18 protein-coding genes are annotated in these 19192 nt (G+C 39.7%); 16 read left to right on the top strand and 2 right to left on the bottom strand.

The window, feature by feature from the left end:
- Positions 1 to 3: 3 nt before the first annotated feature.
- The 9 genes from P0M11_RS11305 to P0M11_RS11265 all read left to right on the top strand — a co-directional run bounded on the left by P0M11_RS11305 (position 4) and on the right by P0M11_RS11265 (position 8014).
- A complete protein-coding gene (locus tag P0M11_RS11305; protein ID WP_275625771.1) occupies positions 4 to 453 on the top strand; it encodes a DUF3872 domain-containing protein in 450 nt (149 codons plus the stop codon).
- Positions 454 to 741: 288 nt separating this feature from the next.
- The gene (locus tag P0M11_RS11300) at positions 742 to 1293 is read left to right on the top strand and encodes a hypothetical protein (RefSeq protein ID WP_275625770.1); all 552 of its coding nucleotides are present in this window, start codon (positions 742 to 744) and stop codon (positions 1291 to 1293) included.
- Between the two features lie 363 nt (positions 1294 to 1656).
- A complete protein-coding gene (locus tag P0M11_RS11295; RefSeq protein ID WP_275625769.1) occupies positions 1657 to 2040 on the top strand; it encodes a hypothetical protein in 384 nt (127 codons plus the stop codon).
- Between the two features lies 1 nt (position 2041).
- Positions 2042 to 2560, top strand: coding sequence for a hypothetical protein (locus tag P0M11_RS11290; RefSeq protein ID WP_275625768.1), 519 nt, complete (start codon positions 2042 to 2044; stop codon positions 2558 to 2560).
- A 13-nt stretch (positions 2561 to 2573) separates the two neighbouring features.
- Positions 2574 to 3074 carry a hypothetical protein gene (locus tag P0M11_RS11285; RefSeq protein WP_275625767.1) on the top strand — a complete coding sequence of 167 codons (501 nt, stop codon included), beginning with the start codon at positions 2574 to 2576 and terminating at the stop codon, positions 3072 to 3074.
- 27 nt (positions 3075 to 3101) lie between these two features.
- A complete protein-coding gene (locus P0M11_RS11280; RefSeq protein WP_275625766.1) occupies positions 3102 to 4919 on the top strand; it encodes a T9SS type A sorting domain-containing protein in 1818 nt (605 codons plus the stop codon).
- A 221-nt stretch (positions 4920 to 5140) separates the two neighbouring features.
- Positions 5141 to 5500 carry a hypothetical protein gene (locus tag P0M11_RS11275; protein WP_275625765.1) on the top strand — a complete coding sequence of 120 codons (360 nt, stop codon included), beginning with the start codon at positions 5141 to 5143 and terminating at the stop codon, positions 5498 to 5500.
- 11 nt (positions 5501 to 5511) lie between these two features.
- Positions 5512 to 6096: a hypothetical protein gene (locus tag P0M11_RS11270; RefSeq protein ID WP_275625764.1), complete on the top strand. Its 585-nt coding sequence runs from the start codon at positions 5512 to 5514 to the stop codon at positions 6094 to 6096.
- A gap of 76 nt (positions 6097 to 6172) precedes the next feature.
- Entirely contained in the window at positions 6173 to 8014 is a 1842-nt protein-coding gene (locus P0M11_RS11265; RefSeq protein WP_275625763.1) for a T9SS type A sorting domain-containing protein, read from the top strand.
- Positions 8015 to 9741: 1727 nt separating this feature from the next.
- Here the strand turns inward: P0M11_RS11265 and P0M11_RS11260 are convergent.
- Together P0M11_RS11260 and P0M11_RS11255 are read right to left on the bottom strand one after the other, a co-directional pair.
- Positions 9742 to 10815: a DUF932 domain-containing protein gene (locus P0M11_RS11260; protein WP_275625762.1), complete on the bottom strand. Its 1074-nt coding sequence runs from the start codon at positions 10813 to 10815 to the stop codon at positions 9742 to 9744.
- Positions 10734 to 11243 (bottom strand): hypothetical protein, encoded by a 510-nt coding sequence (locus P0M11_RS11255; RefSeq protein WP_275625761.1) that lies wholly within the window; start codon positions 11241 to 11243, stop codon positions 10734 to 10736. Before P0M11_RS11255 ends, P0M11_RS11260 begins: the two co-directional genes overlap by 82 nt.
- 68 nt (positions 11244 to 11311) lie before the next feature.
- Between P0M11_RS11255 and P0M11_RS11250 the strand changes: the two genes are divergently transcribed.
- From P0M11_RS11250 to P0M11_RS11220, 7 genes are all read left to right on the top strand, one after another.
- Complete coding sequence (locus tag P0M11_RS11250) at positions 11312 to 11542, top strand: hypothetical protein (RefSeq protein WP_275625760.1); 231 nt, start codon at positions 11312 to 11314, stop codon at positions 11540 to 11542.
- A 64-nt stretch (positions 11543 to 11606) separates the two neighbouring features.
- Complete coding sequence (locus P0M11_RS11245; RefSeq protein ID WP_275625759.1) at positions 11607 to 11783, top strand: hypothetical protein; 177 nt, start codon at positions 11607 to 11609, stop codon at positions 11781 to 11783.
- A 587-nt stretch (positions 11784 to 12370) separates the two neighbouring features.
- Positions 12371 to 12655, top strand: a complete 285-nt coding sequence (locus P0M11_RS11240) for a helix-turn-helix domain-containing protein (RefSeq protein WP_275625758.1) — start codon at positions 12371 to 12373, stop codon at positions 12653 to 12655.
- A gap of 474 nt (positions 12656 to 13129) precedes the next feature.
- Entirely contained in the window at positions 13130 to 14167 is a 1038-nt protein-coding gene (locus P0M11_RS11235; protein ID WP_345774365.1) for a DUF3945 domain-containing protein, read from the top strand.
- A 12-nt stretch (positions 14168 to 14179) separates the two neighbouring features.
- Positions 14180 to 16291 carry a type IA DNA topoisomerase gene (locus P0M11_RS11230; protein WP_275625757.1) on the top strand — a complete coding sequence of 704 codons (2112 nt, stop codon included), beginning with the start codon at positions 14180 to 14182 and terminating at the stop codon, positions 16289 to 16291.
- Positions 16292 to 16732: 441 nt separating this feature from the next.
- The gene (locus P0M11_RS11225; RefSeq protein ID WP_275625756.1) at positions 16733 to 17584 is read left to right on the top strand and encodes a hypothetical protein; all 852 of its coding nucleotides are present in this window, start codon (positions 16733 to 16735) and stop codon (positions 17582 to 17584) included.
- A 436-nt stretch (positions 17585 to 18020) separates the two neighbouring features.
- Positions 18021 to 19019, top strand: coding sequence for an SH3 domain-containing protein (locus P0M11_RS11220; protein WP_275625755.1), 999 nt, complete (start codon positions 18021 to 18023; stop codon positions 19017 to 19019).
- Positions 19020 to 19192 lie beyond the last annotated feature (173 nt).

Here is a 19192-nt window from a genome sequence, read left to right as displayed (position 1 = left end):
ACAATGACAGCAATATTCAAAATTTTTAGATTGGTATTACTGCCGATTTATGTAATGCTCGCAATCCTTACCGCATCAATTTCTTTGGTATCTTGCAGCAAAGATGATGAACTCGATATCCAAAACGACTTTCCTTTTGAGGTAGAAGTGATGCCAATACCCAAAGATATAGGCAATGGCCAGACGGTAGAAATACGCATTATCATTCAGCGAACGGGAAATTACAGCAACACGCAATACTATCTTCGTTACTTCCAATTTGATGGACACGGAACTCTACAGTATTACGATGAGCCGCCGTACCAACCCAACGACCTGTACGAATTGCAAACGAAGCAATTTAGGCTGTATTACAATTCCACATCTACCGTTTCACAATCTTTTGACGTGTGGATTTCGGACAATTTTGGAAACGAAAAGCAATTAACTTTTCAGTTCAATAGCAGTGATTAACAGCAATATCAATGAATATATGAATCCGTCTCAATATCCAATTGAGGCGGATTTATTTTAGGATGGTTTGTGTTCTGTGTTTAAAAAAAGTGAAGTTGCTCTTATTTAGGCAACTTTCTTTCTTAAATTGTGTGCTAAAGCATGTAATCCGAACTCCAATTCTACTTTTTTAAGCCCTTTTAGGGTAAATCGCTTAAATCCGTTGCAATGTTTCCGATGTGCAAACACAGGTTCCACTTCAACTGAGCGTTGTTTGCGTTTTTTGATGCCTTCTTCACTTGTTAAAAGTTGCCGCGTCCGTTCTTTGTACCGCTCCAACTGGTGGTCGCGCTCTACGCTGCGGTTTTCTTTGGAGTGGTGACAAACACCTCACAGTGGGCATTCTGGGCAGTTTTTAGCCTGATAATGCGAGAGTTTCTGCCTATAACCGGCCTTGGTTGTGCGGATGCTTTCATAGGTTTTCTGCATGCGCTGGCCACTGGGGCATACATAAAAGTCTTCGTGCCGGTTGTAATGCAGATTTTCCTTGCCTTAGGTCCTGCGTTTGGCTTGGTAAAGGCCATCCTGCTCGCTATCGAAGGTATTGTACTTTATAAACGGGGTACTATTTTTCTCAATCAGCAATTTATAATTCTGCTCGCTTCCTTAACCAGCATCGGCGGTGAGTTCTTCCAACTGATCCAGCGTTTCCTTGCCATAAAGTTTTTCAAAAATTTCCAAATGACTTTCCAAAGTATTGATGTCATTAGTTTGTTGTTGAATGGTGTAATTTACAATGATTTGGTTTTCGGTCGAGATTTGTGCATATACGCGGGTTTTAGCTGTCTGTTCATTATATGATCATCCTTCACCCTCATGAAAGTGGCATCGTGATCCGTTTTAGTGTGAGAGTTTCTTTCTGCCAGAATCTCTTCCTGAGCCTGGTATTGTTCAAGGTTTTTCTCAAAATTATTTTTAATGTAATTCAGTTTGGCTTTGGTTTTTTTGTGAGTTTTTTTATTGTTTAAAAGTTCAGGTGGCAAAATATAAATATAGACTTACAAAAACTTGTGATTACCATCTTTTTTGTGGTTATAAACCAAAATATTTTAAGATTTTACCATTATTTTATATGATTTTACCGTTCAAAAATGATTGCTAATACAATACGTTGAAATTTATTTTATAGCTTTAGCTTAATTAAAAACTTAAATCTAAATGATTATGAAAACAAGAATTTTAAAAACCATGTTGTTTGGTTTGTTATTAACTGGTTTATCCTGTAATACAGAAAGAGCAGTGGTTACTACTGCCGAAAGTCTAAAATCACAGCAAATGATTGACTTTGACAATGCTCTACGAAGTTTGATGAAGGCCGAAAACCGTTCAAATTCTGAAGAAAAAGCCAGATTAGGAACGCAACTTAATGACAGAAGCCTTAATATTTTATATGCTGCGTCAAAACAACTTCTTGAATCTCATGGTGTGAACTCCCAAACTCTTGAATTTAACAACCGGGAGGATAAAGAAAAAGTCATTTCAAAAGCCAGCGAAATATACTTTCAAAATTATTCCAAAATCCAAACCCAAGTAAAAAATGAAAATTAATATGAAAAAAGTATTATGTTTAATTGGCGTTGTGATTTACACGGGAATTTTTTCACAAGGGAAAATTAATATATTTAATTATACACAGTATAATTTATATAATGCACTGGTTGGGTCAGATGCAGGAAACAATTGTTACCCAAGCGTGAATGGAACAAACCATCCGGTGCCAGTTCCTCCTGGAGTAGCAGTAACATATGATGGTTATCATCTAAGCGGGAACAAAACTCCCCCGATAGATCAGTGGACTGTTTATTTCGCAGGCGGCGGTGTAAGCACACAGTCACATTTAGCACCATTACTTATCAGTTTAGGATTATCCACCACCTGGCAAATGAATAAATTTACAGTAGATGATGTAAATGGTAATTCTGTTCCATATAGTGGCAATTCAATAGGTACAATTGCATGCGGCACGCCTGTGGTGGACTACGTGGGCCCCACCCCTGGGTATCCGATTCCCTACGAAGCATTTTGGTTTACTGCAGGTGGTGAAACCTATTTTGTAATACAACCCTAATAAATCAAAAGGCATGAAGAATTTTATAATTTTTACTATAACCTTATTAGCCACAAATTTAGGCGCTCAAGGCACCTTATATATTGAAAACTACTCAAATTACCCTTTTGCCGCAAGAATTGTGGCGGGTAACCAACAAAATTGTACACCTGAAGCGGTTGGTTCATTTAATTTTCCTGGTAATTATCAGGTATCAATACCAAATTTCAATGGAAGTTTACCCACTGTTTCATCATGGTCAGTAAGACTGTCACCCACAGGAAATGTCATGATGCAATCTCCACCTAATTCAGGTATTTTGAACACTATATCGGGATTAACTCGATGGGAGTTTTGCTCACTACAGTCACTTGACCCAAATACGGGTCAGCCTACCAATGATATTGATTTTTTTATGGGCGACCCAAACTTCAGCAACTGCTGGCAAGGCAACGATTTTGTCGATGGAAATTTGACTGACGCTTTTTGGTTTTATCTGCCTACGACGAACACAACCTATCTGGTTATACAATAAAGATGTAAGACTATTATATTTAATATCATGAGTAAATTTTTATATGCGCTATGTTTAATAGCAACAGTTCAATTTTCAAATGCGCAAAATAACTTCGAATACGAACGCACCTGGGGCACTTATTTTGGGCCTGCGGGTGCGCAGATGTCTGGTAATGTTATGCAGATGGGAATCGCGTTTGATTCTCAGAAAAACATGTTTATGCGTGGCCATATTTGGTACAACAGTTTTTATCCGGATACGTATTATAATCAGTTTGTAACAGGTGGTGGGCAAAACTACCTGCCCCCTCACAATAACCAGTTTGATGTAGCCATTACGGCAAATGGCTCTCCTACAAAATATGGCTACCAGTATGCGGGTTCTCTGGCGCCTGCCGCACAGATGAGCTTACTGCACTATGTTGACGCACAGGACAATAGTTTTGTGCAATACCATCTGGGTTCTGCACCCTCACTTAGTGCAACGGCGGGTGTATGGATGCCCACTGATCCTGAGAATTCCGACAAGAAAAATATGCTGGCCAAGTATGCCGCAAACGGAGCACTGGTGTGGGCGACATTTCTGCCGGGTAAAACATACCAAAATGCAGTGAGGGTGGACGCAGTGGGAAACGTCTATATTTCCGGTTTAACAACTATTTCACAGAACTTTACCACACCGGGCGTACTGCAGGAAAACTTTGATATTATGTATGATGCACAAAATAATGTTTTGGCTAATGCATATTTGGTAAAACTCAATTCCAACGGACAACTGGTATGGGCTACTTACCTTCCGGCTGCTGTAACTAATATGGCGTACTACGGAAATGCGCTTTACATGATTACGGGACCTAATACCAATTCCAACCTCAGTACACTGGCCACACCCGGTGCATTCCAAAGTACAGTATCCAGTGTTGCACTCGCCAAAATAAATGCGGATACAGGGCAGCGTAGCTGGGGAACCTATTACGGGCCTGCGGTGACAACCAGTTTGTTTCTTACCCTTGATATTGAAGTAAATGAAACCGGTGTTTACCTGGCAGGTGAAGATTATAACCTGAACAATTCCAACTTCTTTGCTACTCCCGGAAGTTTCCGCACGCAGGTTGCAGGCGATTCTGATCTGTTCCTCAGTAAATTCGACCATAGCGGAAACAGGCAGTGGAGCACGTATTTCGGAGGAAACGGGTGGGAGCAGAATTCGTTTGATAAAGTACTGTCATTAAACGGTTCTGAAATCTATATTTCAGGTTCCACTTACGGATCAACCGACAACATTTCTACTGCAGGAGCCTATCAGACTGCGCCGGAGAACTTTAACAGTACTACGACCAATCTGTTTTTTGCAAAATTCAATGCGGGCGGCAATCTTGTCTGGAGTTCATATTACGGAGGCAGTTCGGCTGCAACTAATATTCAGAAGCCACTCAACATTGTTTATAATGGTGGTAAGCTTTTCCTTTTCGGAAGCACCAACTCTAATGTGGGATTTACCACTGAGGGCGCCTGGATGCCGGAAAGAAATCCTAATAATACCAACGAGACGACCGCTTTTATCGCCCGTTTCGACCTGAAAAATGCAATGTCGACTGCCGAAGCGGATGCTGCAAAAGATCTGGTGCTGTATAACAATCCTAACAGCGGTAACTTCAGCCTTTCCGGAAGTATCCTGGCAAAAGAAAAATGCAGCATTAAGATTTACGATATGTCCGGCAGGATGGTTTATCAGCAGGCACTTTCAAAAAATAAAACCCAGCAGTTCAATCTCGAAGGAGAGCTTTCAAATGGAAACTATCTGATCGAAGTTACAGGCGGGGCGGACCAAAAACTGAAGGTGTTTAAAATGACGGTAAAATAACCTGGATCTGTTTATCACTTCCAGATCGAAATGGTGATTATAAAATATAGTTCTTTTTAGACTATTAAATGCCATTCTGCTTTGGGCCTACAAAGGCAGAGTAACAAGGTCGGCTGCCTATTTCTTATTTTACAGCTATGGTTTATTCGGGTGCGGCAGGGGACAATTATTCGGATAATGCTTCTTAAATTTTTATATATAAAAATAAATAATTGAACACTATGAAAAAAGCTATTTTTTTAACATTCATCAGTTTACTTGCCGTCTCATGTCAGAACGAGGGGATGAAAACTGATACCATTATGACGGTGGAAAGCTTGCAAAATCAGGAGATGAAGAACTTTGAAGATGCAGTTAAATCGATTGGTAAAGCAGGTATGAAATACATTGAACCCAATGGTCAGCTAAGTAAGGAGGGGATTGAAATTCTACTGCCGGTATCTAAAAAGCTAATTATAGAGTCAGGGGGTTCGGAAGCAAACTTTAGAAGTACTGATGAAAAAAGTATAATCAATCAAGGATTTGCAGCATATAGTGCAAATCTAGTGAAGTATCATAAAATAACTAAGGCTAATTACTAAAAAATTTACCTATGAAAAATTTATTCTTTTTATTACTGCTCTCTTTTACTGCGAACACTTATTTTGCGCAGGGGTCGCCTCCTTATACAGGTAGTGATGCGATGTCTATATATAACTATACGCACTGGACAATTTACGGTGGGGGTATTACTGCAATTAACGAGGCAAATTGCACTCCTGTACTATCGGCGAGCACAGACAATTGGATACAACCATATAACGATCCCTCCGGGCAATGGTGGACAGTGTACAAAAAATTTAAAAATTTGCAAATCGCAAACATCCCTATTTCTGGGTGGACATACTATCTAACTACAGGTTCTACGGTTGGCACTTATGTACCTTCGGATCCGGCCCAGCAAGCTTCAACAATATTAAATGTTTTCGAGCTAACCGCAGGATGGGGTGGAATGTTGAGTGAATATGATGATCTTGCCCACGGTATAGGTGGCGGTTACATTGGTGTAGGTTATCAATACGGCTATAACAATACATCTACAGCAGTTTGTCATACGCAACCATGGGTACATACAGATACTAATCTTACTGCTACGTCTTTTTTTGTAGGTAATGATTATTATATTGTCGTTACATAATAAATAACGCAACTCTTTGCAGAATAGATAAAGTACCAATTCCTGCATTGGTAAATATTTAATATATTATTGGAACATGAAAAGTATTTTAATTAGCCTCGCATTATTTTGTTATAGTGGAATATTTGCCCAATCTTTCGAGTACGAACGAGCCTGGGGTACCTATTACGGGCCCGCACACTCAGGAAGTGGATGGCGATTTAGTGACGGAGGAGTATTTACCCATCCGCTGAATCCCGATCAGGTATTTATCCTTTCCGGGGTTCACAGAAACACAAGTCTCCCGCTAAGCTACTACAATCAGTATATAACTGCTGGCGGGCAATCAGTAAATGCAGATTATAATAGTGATATACTTCAGGGCTCATTTGATGAAACCGGCAATATACTTACTTCCACCTATATTACAGATAGCAATGGAAATCATCCTATTACGGAGCATCTGATCGCGTTTGATCATCTTGGACAGGGAATTTATTTGAAAAAGTCATCTGGTTTGTTAGCGGAGGCAGGCACTGCCGGTGCATGGTATCCTGCTGACCCCAATTCCGGTGCATCATCTTTACATTCGCTGATTTATAAAAAAGACCAGTCGGGAAATGTTATTTGGAAAACATTCCTTCCTGTTAGCCAGGACAGTTACACAAGTATCGTGCAGGATGAGAACAGCAACATTTATATTCTTGGTAAGACGGAGGTCCAGCAAGGTTTAGCAACTGCGGGAAGTTTTTACACCAACTATGAACTGTATTACACGCCTAACAGCACTACGCCCGAGCACAACGGTTTTGTAGCTAAACTAAATCCGCAAGGGGCCTTACAGTGGGCAACCTATTTGCCTGTTCAGGGCGTTAGAGATCTGGTCTATTTTGCGAATGACCTATACGTTCTAAGCCAGAACGATGTAAATCCTGCACACAATCAAATGGCTACTGCGGGAACCTGGCAAACAGCCAAGGGTGGTGAAGCCATTACTAGACTTGATGCCGCTACCGGTAATCGCGTTTGGGGTACTTATTTTGGCAATCCCGCTACTCTTACCCCCTTTGCAACTACGGGTATTCAGGTAAACGCGACCGGAATTTATCTGGCCGGAATTCAGTTCAATTTTGGAAACAATGACTCCTATTTTGCTACATCCGGGGCGCATAAGACTCAGGTTACCGGTAGCAGTGATCTGTATCTAACCCGGTTCACCCTAAACGGCAACCGTATATGGGGTACCTATATGGGGAGCGATGGAGTGGAGATGCCAACCTATAACAACCCTATTGCGCTTAATTCTACCGGGATCTTTATTACTGGTGGTGCAAGCGGCGATGGTAACAATATTGCGACGTCTGGTGCATTTACAGATACCAAACCCAACAATACGGCAAATTCGACCAATCTGTTCTTTTCGCGTTTTGACCTTAACGGAAATCAAGAGTGGTGCTCCTATTATGGCGGCCCCGGCAACAATCCAAGTATAGATCAGCAAAATATCGGCATCTTGACCCAGGGAGAGAACACCTTCTATCTGTATGGCAGCACCACCGCAGCTACAGGAATCGCAACGGAGTCGGCTTATCAGACCCAAATCTCACCAAATATTTCCACTTTTACCAGTGGATTTCTTGCCCGTTTCGACCTGATTAACCCGTTGGGTACAACAGAAGCCGATCCTGCCAAAGATTTGGTACTGTACAATAATCCCAACAGCGGAAATTTCAGCCTTTCCGGTAGTATTTTGGCAAAAGAAAAATGCAGCATAAAAATATACGATATGTCCAAAAGGATGGTTAATCAGCAGGCACTTTCAAAAAACAAAATCCAGCAATTTAATCTTGAAGGAAAACTTTCAAAAGGAAACTATCTGATTGAAGTAACGGGCTTGGACAATCAGAAGTTGAAGGTATTTAAAATGACGGTGAAATAATGCGGGGAATATTTTATACTGTTCTAATAAACCGGGAAGGTGACTAAGAAATAAAGTTTCTTCATAACAGCCTTGCACATGGCGGCCAAAGCGGCCGCCGGACTGTAGGGAGGAAAAAAAAATATCTAATTTTCTCTATATAAATCCGTTAACAGTAAAAAAGACTATGGGTCTATATTCTTTTTAATTTCCTCTCCCAACAGATGATCAGATACCTGATTCATGTCCAGTCCCTGCTTGCGAAGGTGCATGAAGTAGCGGGTGTATTTGCTTTTGAAAAAAGTGTTTTCTATAATCTTCCCTAATAATCGAAAACTAGTATAAGAAGGTTTTCCAATTTGGGATGAATGAACTACAACACACACACACGAATTCCCACAATTAGGAGAGGTTCAGTCACCTACGTGGGGAGATGACTGGAAGTTACCGTATGACCCGCCACATTTCAACTGGGATAAACCGATCAGGGTAAGCTGGCAGTGTTCGCATATCCGCGCAGTTCTGATGCTAATTTAGGTTTATGTCGGATATCTATCACCTGCATCTCATCACCCGTCGATCAATCTCCCATTGAAAAGCATTTCACTGTTCCTTGGCAATGTGCATGTGTACGAAAACAACCGGTGTAAAACTCAGCAGCTGCTCAATGACCAACAGATTAGATTCAGTTTAAACGTGAATTAAAATCCATTTAAAGAGCTTTTCAATTCAAAGGCTAACTTTGTGTATGCAAATCCAATTGTGTTTTCTTTACATTTAGTCTTGAAAATCTTTACTTTTCGATTTGCCGACTATATTTAGGTAGTGAAATTTTAATATTTATGGATGCGGTTACAGTCCAGTTGGTGCCTGGTATTATCCCGTTTATTGTGGATATAAAGATTGTTTAGCGAATAAGCAGCAGGAAGTTTTTCCAGCTTTCATGCAACAGTATTCACGCGTTTTATTAGAGCGTATCGGCAAATGGATTGCCTATGCTTTGATTGTTTTTGGCATTCTGTGTGGATAGGAAATAAGTCAATCCAAATTAAAAAATGGGATATCGAATATCCCACGCAAAAAACCCGCAACTGGTTTGATAAAATGGCGGAGCATACATTTTCATCAAATGGGTTGCACCTTTACTAAATGCAAAAAAGACATTTCCGAGCTAAGGAAGGAAGTGTCTTTTTTGCTGACCGGTTTTCAATCGTTAAATTTTTCAACTGTTGTTTTTGGAAACTTCGGTATATAAAAGTTTTCAAAACGTCATAATCACTCTCGAAGGTGTCGCCTATAAAATTATAGCTGGCCGTTTCTTCGTCAAATTGATATTTTTCAAAAGCTTCATCTTTCAAATAATATGTGACAGTCCCGTCAGAAATTTCACCCTACCATATACCAGCGGTCTCCATTTTTCATCATCCTGAGTAAATCTCTTTAAAATGTCTGCAATCTCTTGAATATTTTCAAAGCTAGGCGAATATTTTGTTTCAAATTGGAAAGCGTGTTCATCTCCTTCATTGCAATATATAGTGAAGAAGAAACCACCGTGTGTGTTGGCGACCAAATCGCGCAATTGTCCTTTTATCTCTGGATGCCCTTTGCTTTTTATCGTTTGGAAAAGCTATTGTATGTGTTCGACAGCTTCGGGCTTCTCCTCGAAAACAACCGTATTACTGCACCAAGTAGTCATAATATTGCTTTTTAACAGGCTACCGCTGTTTAAAACGGTAGCCTGTTGCTAATTAATTAAGATTTAAAATATCTGCACCGTCTAAAGCAAATGCAGCACACAGTTCAAATGCCTTCTGTGATTTCAGTTGGGCAGTTCCTCCCAATACAATGCTCTGTAATTTGGCTTCATCATTTTTGTAGTTTTTAATATTCTGATAGTAGCCTGAAACTGCGTTGTAAGCTCCGAACAAAGTACCTTTTGTCGTTTCCATTTGCTGGGTGTCGCTCATCATTGCATAAGCAAAAGCATCATCAACCGTATTTTTGAACACGGTGGAGATTTCATCTTCTGCACGTTTTGTGATGAGGTCAAGCGTTTCCTTGTTTGGGCAAAGTGCCAATTGGATTAACTTTTTTACCTCCTGGTCCGTTACCTTTACCTTACTCCAATCATTAAAAGTGCTTTCCAATTGATTACTCAATGTGTTCGCTAATCCCATAATTTTATGAGCATTATCGATACGCTGCTTTACTCCTGACGTATGTTTGATGCGTACGACATTTGTCATATTGCGCAATGAAGCATTCAGCGTGTTTTGGCAAACGATACGGATAGGAGTAAATGCCGCTGTAATGCTTCCGCTACCGTCGTGCGAAGTGGTTAGGAAAATGTACTTTTCTGTAATATCGTCGCCATTGCCTACACGGATATAATCGGGCAATTTGGCTGTGATAAAAATACGTTCGCCGTTGCCTAATGCTCCTGCGGTTTCATAAAAAATGCCTTCGCCGCTGCCTACAATCGCATCAAAGAAATTAAAGGCTTCACGGTTCTGTACAATATGATAATCTTTTCCTACCACACCCAAAACGGCGTTGTTATCAGTGCGAATGTTGGCAAAATAATTAGGTACTTCCAATTCTGTGCTGCCTATCTCAATACCGTTTTCAGTTTCGATAAGGCCCGAACCTTTAGAAAATAATCGAGCTTGTACGACTTCATAATCTAATCCTGCGTGTTTGATAGCTTCCTCGCTTGTTGGATATTGCTCTACAATTTGTCCTAAACCGTGCCACGCCTTTTGCTGAACGCTAAAGAATGAATAACGTCCTGTTCTCTCGTTGAAATTAATGTTGTGTGCCATTTTGATAAAATTTTGATGTTTAAAAAATAATTTGAATACTTGCTGTTAAAATGCGAGGTCTTCGTTGTTTCCTCTACAAACACGTTGTTTTCCGATTCTGTAGTAGCCTGTACGGTTTCGGCTTTCCTGCTACTTCCGTGCAGTTTAGTTTGTGAGATATGGAAATAAGCCCTGCTCTTGGCTTTTCGTCTTTGTCTTTCCATGCCCTTGTGCTTACTCTGCCTGTGAGTTCTGCCGAAGTGCCTTTTGTGAGCAGTCTTACCCCGTTTGCTGTTAGCCAGTAGGCACATCGAAGCAGGTTTTGCTCTACACGTCACCCTGCATGTGTTGTGGCTGTCCTTGGTCGCTACTGAAGAGTTTACAACGTGCTTTTCATTCGACAATGGGTGTGCTTTGGCATCTTTTGTCAGTCTTCCGATGATGTTCATAATCGTTCTGTTTATTTTGTTACGTGTGCTTTTCTGGCTTCCCGTTAGTGGCTTGCTTCGCTTCACAAATGATTTTTCCAAAAGAAAAACCGGAAAAAAGAAAGCAGATAATCCAAGCGGGCTATGCGGAAAAACCAAAAGGAAACGGAATAAGTCCCGGAGGGTGGCAAGGCAACACGCTACCTCTCGGCGAAGCCATCATTTTGCCTTGCCATTATGCCGTAGTCTTTTGGTTGGGAGTTGCGGCTGCTGCCGGCTATAACTTAGCTGCCTTTTTACCGGTTGATTATGGAAAATAATTCTGTAATAAACTTTGTGGAATAAATGACCAGGTTATGAAAGCCTGTGACAAATATTTGAAAAATGAAATCAGCAATGGGGTGGGAGGGAGAAGTTTCGTTCTTCAATTTTTTGTTTCAGTTGAAGCAAAAAAGCTCTTTTGCTGAGTTTGGATTTGCGGCGGAGAGTAAATGTGCTTTTGCTTTAAAATTACAGTTAAAAAAAGCAGAACCGTTAAGTGCCGCTTATTTAGATGTGTAAAAATGGTGTTCAATTAGCTGTAGAAATCACTTCTTCCATAGCTTGAAATTTGGGATCAATCAAATCCATATCCTTACTACTTTGACTGGTAATTTTAGCATAAATCTGTGTTGTTGAAATATTGTATGTCCCATCGGTTTACTGAGGCTTCCAATGGAACACCGTCGGTTAAAACAGTGTTCCAAAAGTATGTCTCGTCTTATGAAATGTAAATTTCTGTCCGGTGATAATTTCTGCTGCATACATAATTACTTAAGGTGATTATTACAGGTTGGGTTGGTAAGGAATCGGAAAGATAAATTCATTCCTTGTTTAACCTGGTATTTTTCAATTATCCATTTAAGGATTTCCATCAACCGAATATTAGAGGCAACAGCTGACTTTTTTTTTCGGCTGATGACTCATTGGTGACCCATCAAGGAAAGATTGAGCAATCTTTAAAAAGATTGATTACAAACTATAAAGTGAAAATATTTTTTCGGTACTACGAAAAGGTAGTGATTTTATGTGATGTTCATTATTCAACTTTACCACAATAAAAGTTGATCAACTGTTCATATCATTTTAACCTAAAAAAAATCACAGTTATGAATATCGAAAGAACAGAATTTATAGCCTGGATGGATAGGATCATGGAACGATTTGATATCCTAAAAGAGCATGTGACATCCAACCAATCCAGATTTATAGAGATCGACGGGGAGGTGCTGCTTGACAACCAAGACGTATTGCAACTTTTAAAAATCAGTTCAAGATCATTGCAACGCTACCGCACCGATAAAAAGCTGCCATACTATAGCATCAGTGGGAAGCTTTATTACAAAATGTCCGATGTACATCAGCTTATCAGAGAATGTTTAAGTTCCGGATAAAAGGACAAAAGCTGCCAAAAAAGCAATCTTAATTCCACATCAAAGCATTTACCATGTATGCCCCTACCTTCATAGGACGAAATGTTTGCTATGGAAAAGAAGACGCATAATGAATCCTATGAGATCACGTCAGGGTCAGACACAGTGCTTATTCTAAACATGAATACCAATGCGGCCGAGACGGGCATAGGAGCAGACTAACAGGGGAATATGCAATAATTCGCGTCAACAGAAAAGAAAGACAATGATCAATTGATTGGGTGCCAAACACTGTGACCTCTTCACCCACTTCTTTTCAATTTTTACCGACAGTTTAAGAATCCTTCGCATTCAATTTCTTCAATTTCTCGGAATATGATGAACACAGCGTAAAACCTCCAGCAGGATTTTGATCAAGCATCGTCGGCAGAAAAGGAAATATGAAAGAATATGAAGTCTTACCGAAAAATACAAACCATATAAAATAAGAACACAATGGAAAACAAGACAGACAATCAGGAATATCGTTTCCAACCAGAACAGATCGACTGGAAGACCATGGAAAAATTTGGTCTTAATCAGGAAAAGCTTGAGAAGATGAATGCTATGGATCCACTTCTCCGAGGCTTTAAGACCAATAATCTTATTCCCATTACTATTAATTTGGGAACAGCGGTTAGCAAGATGGATGTCAGACTTTCTCTACAGACCGGAGATACCGGCGAAGTAGCAGTTCACCTGCACGGCATACGCAAAGAACCGAATCTCAATTTAAAGTTTCTTGGTCATGACTTCACCGAAGAAGACAAGAAAAACCTCAAAGAAAGCGGAAATATGGGCCGGGTCGTAGATCTTGTCAATCCTAAGACCGATGAGATCATCCCGTCCGTGATCAGCCGTGACCGACTGACCAACGAGCTGGTCGCTTACAGGGCCGAGTATATGAAAATTCCTGATGAGATAAAGGGCATCAAGCTGGAAGAGCAACAAAAACAAACTTTATTTGAAGGCAAGCCGCTTTATCTGAAAGGTATGACCTCTAAAAAAGGAGAATTATTCGAGGCAACGGTCCAGTTCAATGCGGACAAGCGCTATGTTGAATTTATTTTCAACAACAACAACCTTAATCAGAATCAATCCAGTCAGCAAGTTCAAAACAAAGATGGGGAGGCCCCAAAAATATTCAGAGGAAAAGAACTGGATGACCGGCAGTATGAAAAATTCAAAGCAGGGGAAACGGTATATGTAGACGGTCTTGTTGATAGCAAAGGAAAAGCTTATCAAGGCTATATTACCTTCGATAAAGAAACCGCCAAGACAGATTTTTCCTTTACCAATCCCAATAAATTAAAAGAAAAATCCCAGCCTTCAGAAGACCATACCACGCAAAAGGCAGTGAATTCCGATGGCAAGACCAACGAAGCCACCAAGAATGTCAAAGAACCTCTTCAGCCCAAACAGCAGCAACCCGCCAATAAACAGCAGGAAGATCAGCAGAAGAAGCCTGTCAAATCAAGAGGACGTAAAATATAAAATCCAAAACGTATGAAAGCCATCATCGCAGAAAAGCCCAGTGTCGCAAGAGAGATCGCACAATTATTAAAGGCCAACGTAAGAAAAGACGGTTACCTGAAAGGCAACGGTTTTTGCGTGACTTGGGCATTAGGTCATTTGGTGTCGTTGGGTATGCCGGAAGATCATGGTATAAGAGGCTTTCACAAAGCCTCTTTGCCAATCTTTCCAGATCCATTTTTACTAATTCCGAGACTCATAAAAAAGCAAAACCATAAAGGCTATCGACCAGATCCGTCCGCACTCAAACAATTAGAGATAATAGAAAAAGTCATTAATCAATGCAGCAGTATCATTGTGGCCACTGATGCAGGAAGGGAAGGAGAACTCATCTTCCGATACATTTACGATTACCTCAAATGTAACAAACCTTTTGAAAGGCTGTGGATCAGTTCTCTTACGGAAAAGGCCATACACGATGGATTCAAAAGACTTCAAGCAGGTTCAACATTCGACGGTCTTTATCAGGCTGCAAAAGCCAGAAGTGAAGCCGACTGGCTGGTTGGGATCAACGCCACTCAGGCACTGAGTATTGCTGCCCATCAAGATGTGTACACCTTGGGCAGGGTTCAGACCCCAACACTGGCCTTGATCTGTAAAAGATATGAAGATCATAAAAATTTCACGCAAAAGAAATTTTGGCAGATCCAGTTGAAGCACCGGAAAGAATACCTCGATTTCACCAGTCATTCCAATGAACACTGGGAAGATATAAAACAGACGGAACAGATCGTAAAATCAATAGAACGGGAAGGCAGGGCCACTATAAAAGATGTATCCATCAAAACCGTTCAGGAATCATCTCCGATACTTTTTGACCTGACAGAACTTCAAAAAGAAGCCAACCGAAAGCTGGGTCTGTCAGCCGACCAGGTCCTGCAGACTGCACAGGATCTTTATGAAAAAAGATTCATTACCTATCCAAGAACCGGCAGCAAATATATTCCCGGAGACCTCTGGTCAGAGATCCCGGAACTGGTAAGAATTCTCAATACTAACAATCAATTCAAGCCCGCAATTTCAACACTTAAATTTGGCAACTTCAACAAACGAATGGTAAATGACCTTAAAGTGACCGACCACCACGGATTGTTGATCACCACAAAAATACCATCCGCACTCACCGCAACTGAGAAGGCCATTTATGATATGATTGCCTATCGTCTACTGGAATCTCTCTCAGAGCATTGCTATAAGCAGGTTAGTCATATCACGGTCAAGGTACATCACTACGAATTCAATATTAAAGGTTCAAAAATATTAACCAAAGGCTGGCGATCTGTTAAAGGAATTCTATCACACCACGACAGCATTAAAAATGATGATAGCAGTATCAATAACGTCGGAGACATGCTCATTGAACTTCCTGAATTCAAAATCGGTGATGAACTGAAAATTTCCAAAGTGGAGTTTGTAGAAAAGACAACCCAACCGCCTAAACTGTACAGTGAAGCCGATGTGTTGTCAGCGATGGAAAATGCAGGAAGATCAATTAATAATAATGAAAAACATACAGTCATTTTAAATATCGGTTTAGGTACACCCGCAACCAGAGCCTCTATTATTGAAATCCTGCTCAGCAGAAGCTACATTGTTCGCAAAAGCAAAGCTCTGATACCCACTGAAAAAGGACTGAAAGTTTACGACCTTATCAGAGACAAAAAAATAGCCAATGTACAAATGACCGCAGAATGGGAAATGGCATTAGATCGAATTGAAAAAGGTGAACTCAATGCAAAAAAATTTATCAACGATATAAAAAGCTACACCTCACAAATCACCAACGAACTACTATCATTATCCATCCCTCAGGAAAATATTCCGGAACTAAAATGTCCAAAATGCCAACAGCACAACCTCATCATCAAAGATAAAATCGTCAAGTGCCCTGATGACCGGTGTAATTGGATTCTGTTCAGATTTGTATGCGGTATCCAGCTCAGTTTACAACAGATCACTCCACTCATCAACAACAGGAGCACTCCGCTGATCAAAAATATGAAGGCTAAAAACGGCAAAAAGTTCAGTGCTTATATTGTTTTGAAGGATGATCACAAAACAACATTTGAATTTCCCGGTACGTAGATTTGTTTCGAAAAATAAGTATCTTAGAAATAAAAATGATGAAAGACGGTTATATTACCAACACGGATCGTTACAAGTCAAGTGCAAAGTGCCATTTTTCTTCTCATATCAGAAGTGTATTTCAACCATTAAACTTTTATCTGAGCAAGATTGCCAATGAAACCTCCGCATTTGAGTGCATTTCAAAAATAGAATTTTTTCTTAATTTTAACATTCCTCAACAGATTACCTGTTTCGATTTCGTGGTCGTTAATCAGCATCTTCGTGAAGCTAGGGTGGTTGGTGAGCTATCTAGAAGGGTAAGTAACAAGCCAAAAAACGGTAAAAGCAAGCAGCACTCTGAATGGAATAATATTACAGTTTATTCGAACATATTCCAATGCGCTTTTTGCTAATTTTAACAAACCTACCCATGGATAATCAAACAACAAAATTCAACATATGAAATCTGTTTTCATTATTTCATTATTGCTAGTTCACTCTCTGACGGCACAAAAAATTCAGATAAAGAAAGACAAGGTATTGTTAGATAATAAAGAGATCGCCCTTATCCAAAATCCTTATCGTGATCACTATGAATATTATTCTCTTAGTAATGAAAAAATATTTGAAGTGCACTTAAAGGGAGTGGACCTGGCAAATGAAGAATTTATATATTATCTGGATCTTAAGTCTGCGGAAGGGAAAATTACCCAAATTCCATATGAAGTTTTGGTGACCTCGCTAAAACCAGATAGAATTATTACCCACCAATTGGCTGTAAAATACCAACTTTTTGATTCCCGTGGAATTGACAGAGAAAAAATTGAAGCATTCTTCGATGTTCCCCGTGAGAGTCTTGCCGATAAATACGCCCTAAAAAAGTCAAACAGTTTTGTCGATGCAGAGGGTAAACAACAGCGCCTCCAAAACATAAAGGACACCTATAACCCCCGATTGGCACAGGATGGTGAAATTCTTTTTAATAACGGTAATTATCCTGCTAAAGTTGCTGGCTATATAAAAGCTTACGACTGTGATCAATTTTCCTATAACCCTTGCCTGGAAGTGTGGGATTTGGATAATATTAAAGTGGCAGCTGTGTTTCCCGGAAACCACGGAACACGTTCGTATTTAGTAAAAACATATGACGGTAATCAATTTACACTTGATGTTAATAGAACCTTTACGTCCTCAGATTACATTTTCGTTACAGAACTTGTTTCTCACCTTATATTGGAAGGATATGTATTGGAACATCAAGCTTTTTATAAACATCTACAACAACAAAATACCAAATTAGAAAGGCAGTAAAAAAAATATTATCAATATTTAAAATCACCCGATAATATAAATGAAAAAAAAGGAAAGGTGACTCTCTTATGGTCGGGTTGGAGCTATTACACATAATAGCATCAGACCGCTTACCGACCGGCTTTGAGGACAGCTATGGCGGCGTGAAAAGCTCAAAGCGCGTCTTTCTACGAAGAGCACAGCAACCGAGACAACGATGCTGAGGCTAGATCTATTTTTTTGTAAAATTCACGGGAGACGAGAACTTACATGGAATGAATAAAAGGGAGACTGTGAAAGTTTGAAAACCTCGTGGGAAAAACACTATTTTTTACCGTTGATTAGAAGAAAAAAAATTATGCTGCATCAGTAACCTGTAGAACTCCATCTCGTCATCAAAATGGGTCTTCATATGGTTGGACAACAGCAAATCAAAAATTAATAATAAATATTGTCCATGGAAACAAAATATGGTTTTACTAAATTTTCCTTAGAGGAGTTTAAGAAGTGGATTGCTGAAAAAAGGATTGCAAGGACCATTACAAAGATCCAACATCATCATACTTACTCGCCCAGTTATATACATTTCAAAAGCAATAATCATTTTGATCTTCAAAATGCAATGAAAAACCATCACATTAACAGTAATGGGTGGGGAAATATTGGCCAGCACTTCACCATTTTTCCCGATGGCAGTATTGTGACTGGCAGAAACATTGAAACGACTCCAGCCTGTATCTATGGTCAGAACGCTGGTTCGGTATGCATTGAAAGTTTAGGGAATTTTGACAAAGGGAAAGACTCCATGACCGCAAAACAAGTTGCATCTATTGTTGAATGTACTGCTTTGTTGTGTAGTAAATTCAATCTTCCGGCAACTACAGACTTCGTAATCTATCATCATTGGTATAACTTGGCATCCGGGGAAAGGAATAACGGAACAAAAAATAATAAATCCTGTCCCGGTACTGCGTTTTTTGGTGGTAATAAAGTTTCAGATTGTAATAATAACTTCATTCCGTTAATTAAAGCAGCTATTAAAGAAAAAAGCAACTTGAATAGTTCTCTAACAATAGGATACGCCAGTGTTACCGCTAGTGCATTGAACGTAAGGACAGAGCCAAATGCTCAATCTACTATCGATAAGCAAGTTCCTAAGGTAATGAAAGGTTCGATATTGAGAGTGTATGAAAGGAACTCAGGATGGATAAAGATTTCAGGCTCGCGAGAAGCGTGGGTTGCTGAAAGATATACGGTCGCAGTACAAAAGGCAATAGTGACCGGTTCTATTCTTAATATTCGCAGTGGCCCCGGAACCCAATATATGATTACCGGGAAGTTACATCAAAATGAAATTATATTTACCGATGAGAAAGATGGCGATTGGCTAAAACTAGCAATGGAACAAAAGTGGGTTCACACTCAGTATCTTAATTGTGAACCTATAGACAAGTGAAAATCCACTTTAACACTTATTTAACTATTCCACCTGTCTCCCGCGAGATATTATTATCTAATTTAGAAAACAAATAGAATTCTTCAATGATATTGCTGAAATATTGTACATATACATATTTCTATACAGGATGAGGATAAATAGGTGGGTGAAAATGGTCTGTTAGGCATTCA

Source organism: Kaistella sp. PBT33-4 (genome assembly GCF_029194425.1).
Taxonomy (GTDB): Bacteria; Bacteroidota; Bacteroidia; order Flavobacteriales; family Weeksellaceae; genus Marnyiella.
The sequence above is the reverse complement of the archived record's forward strand: the minus strand, read 5'-3'. Positions and strand labels throughout refer to the sequence as shown.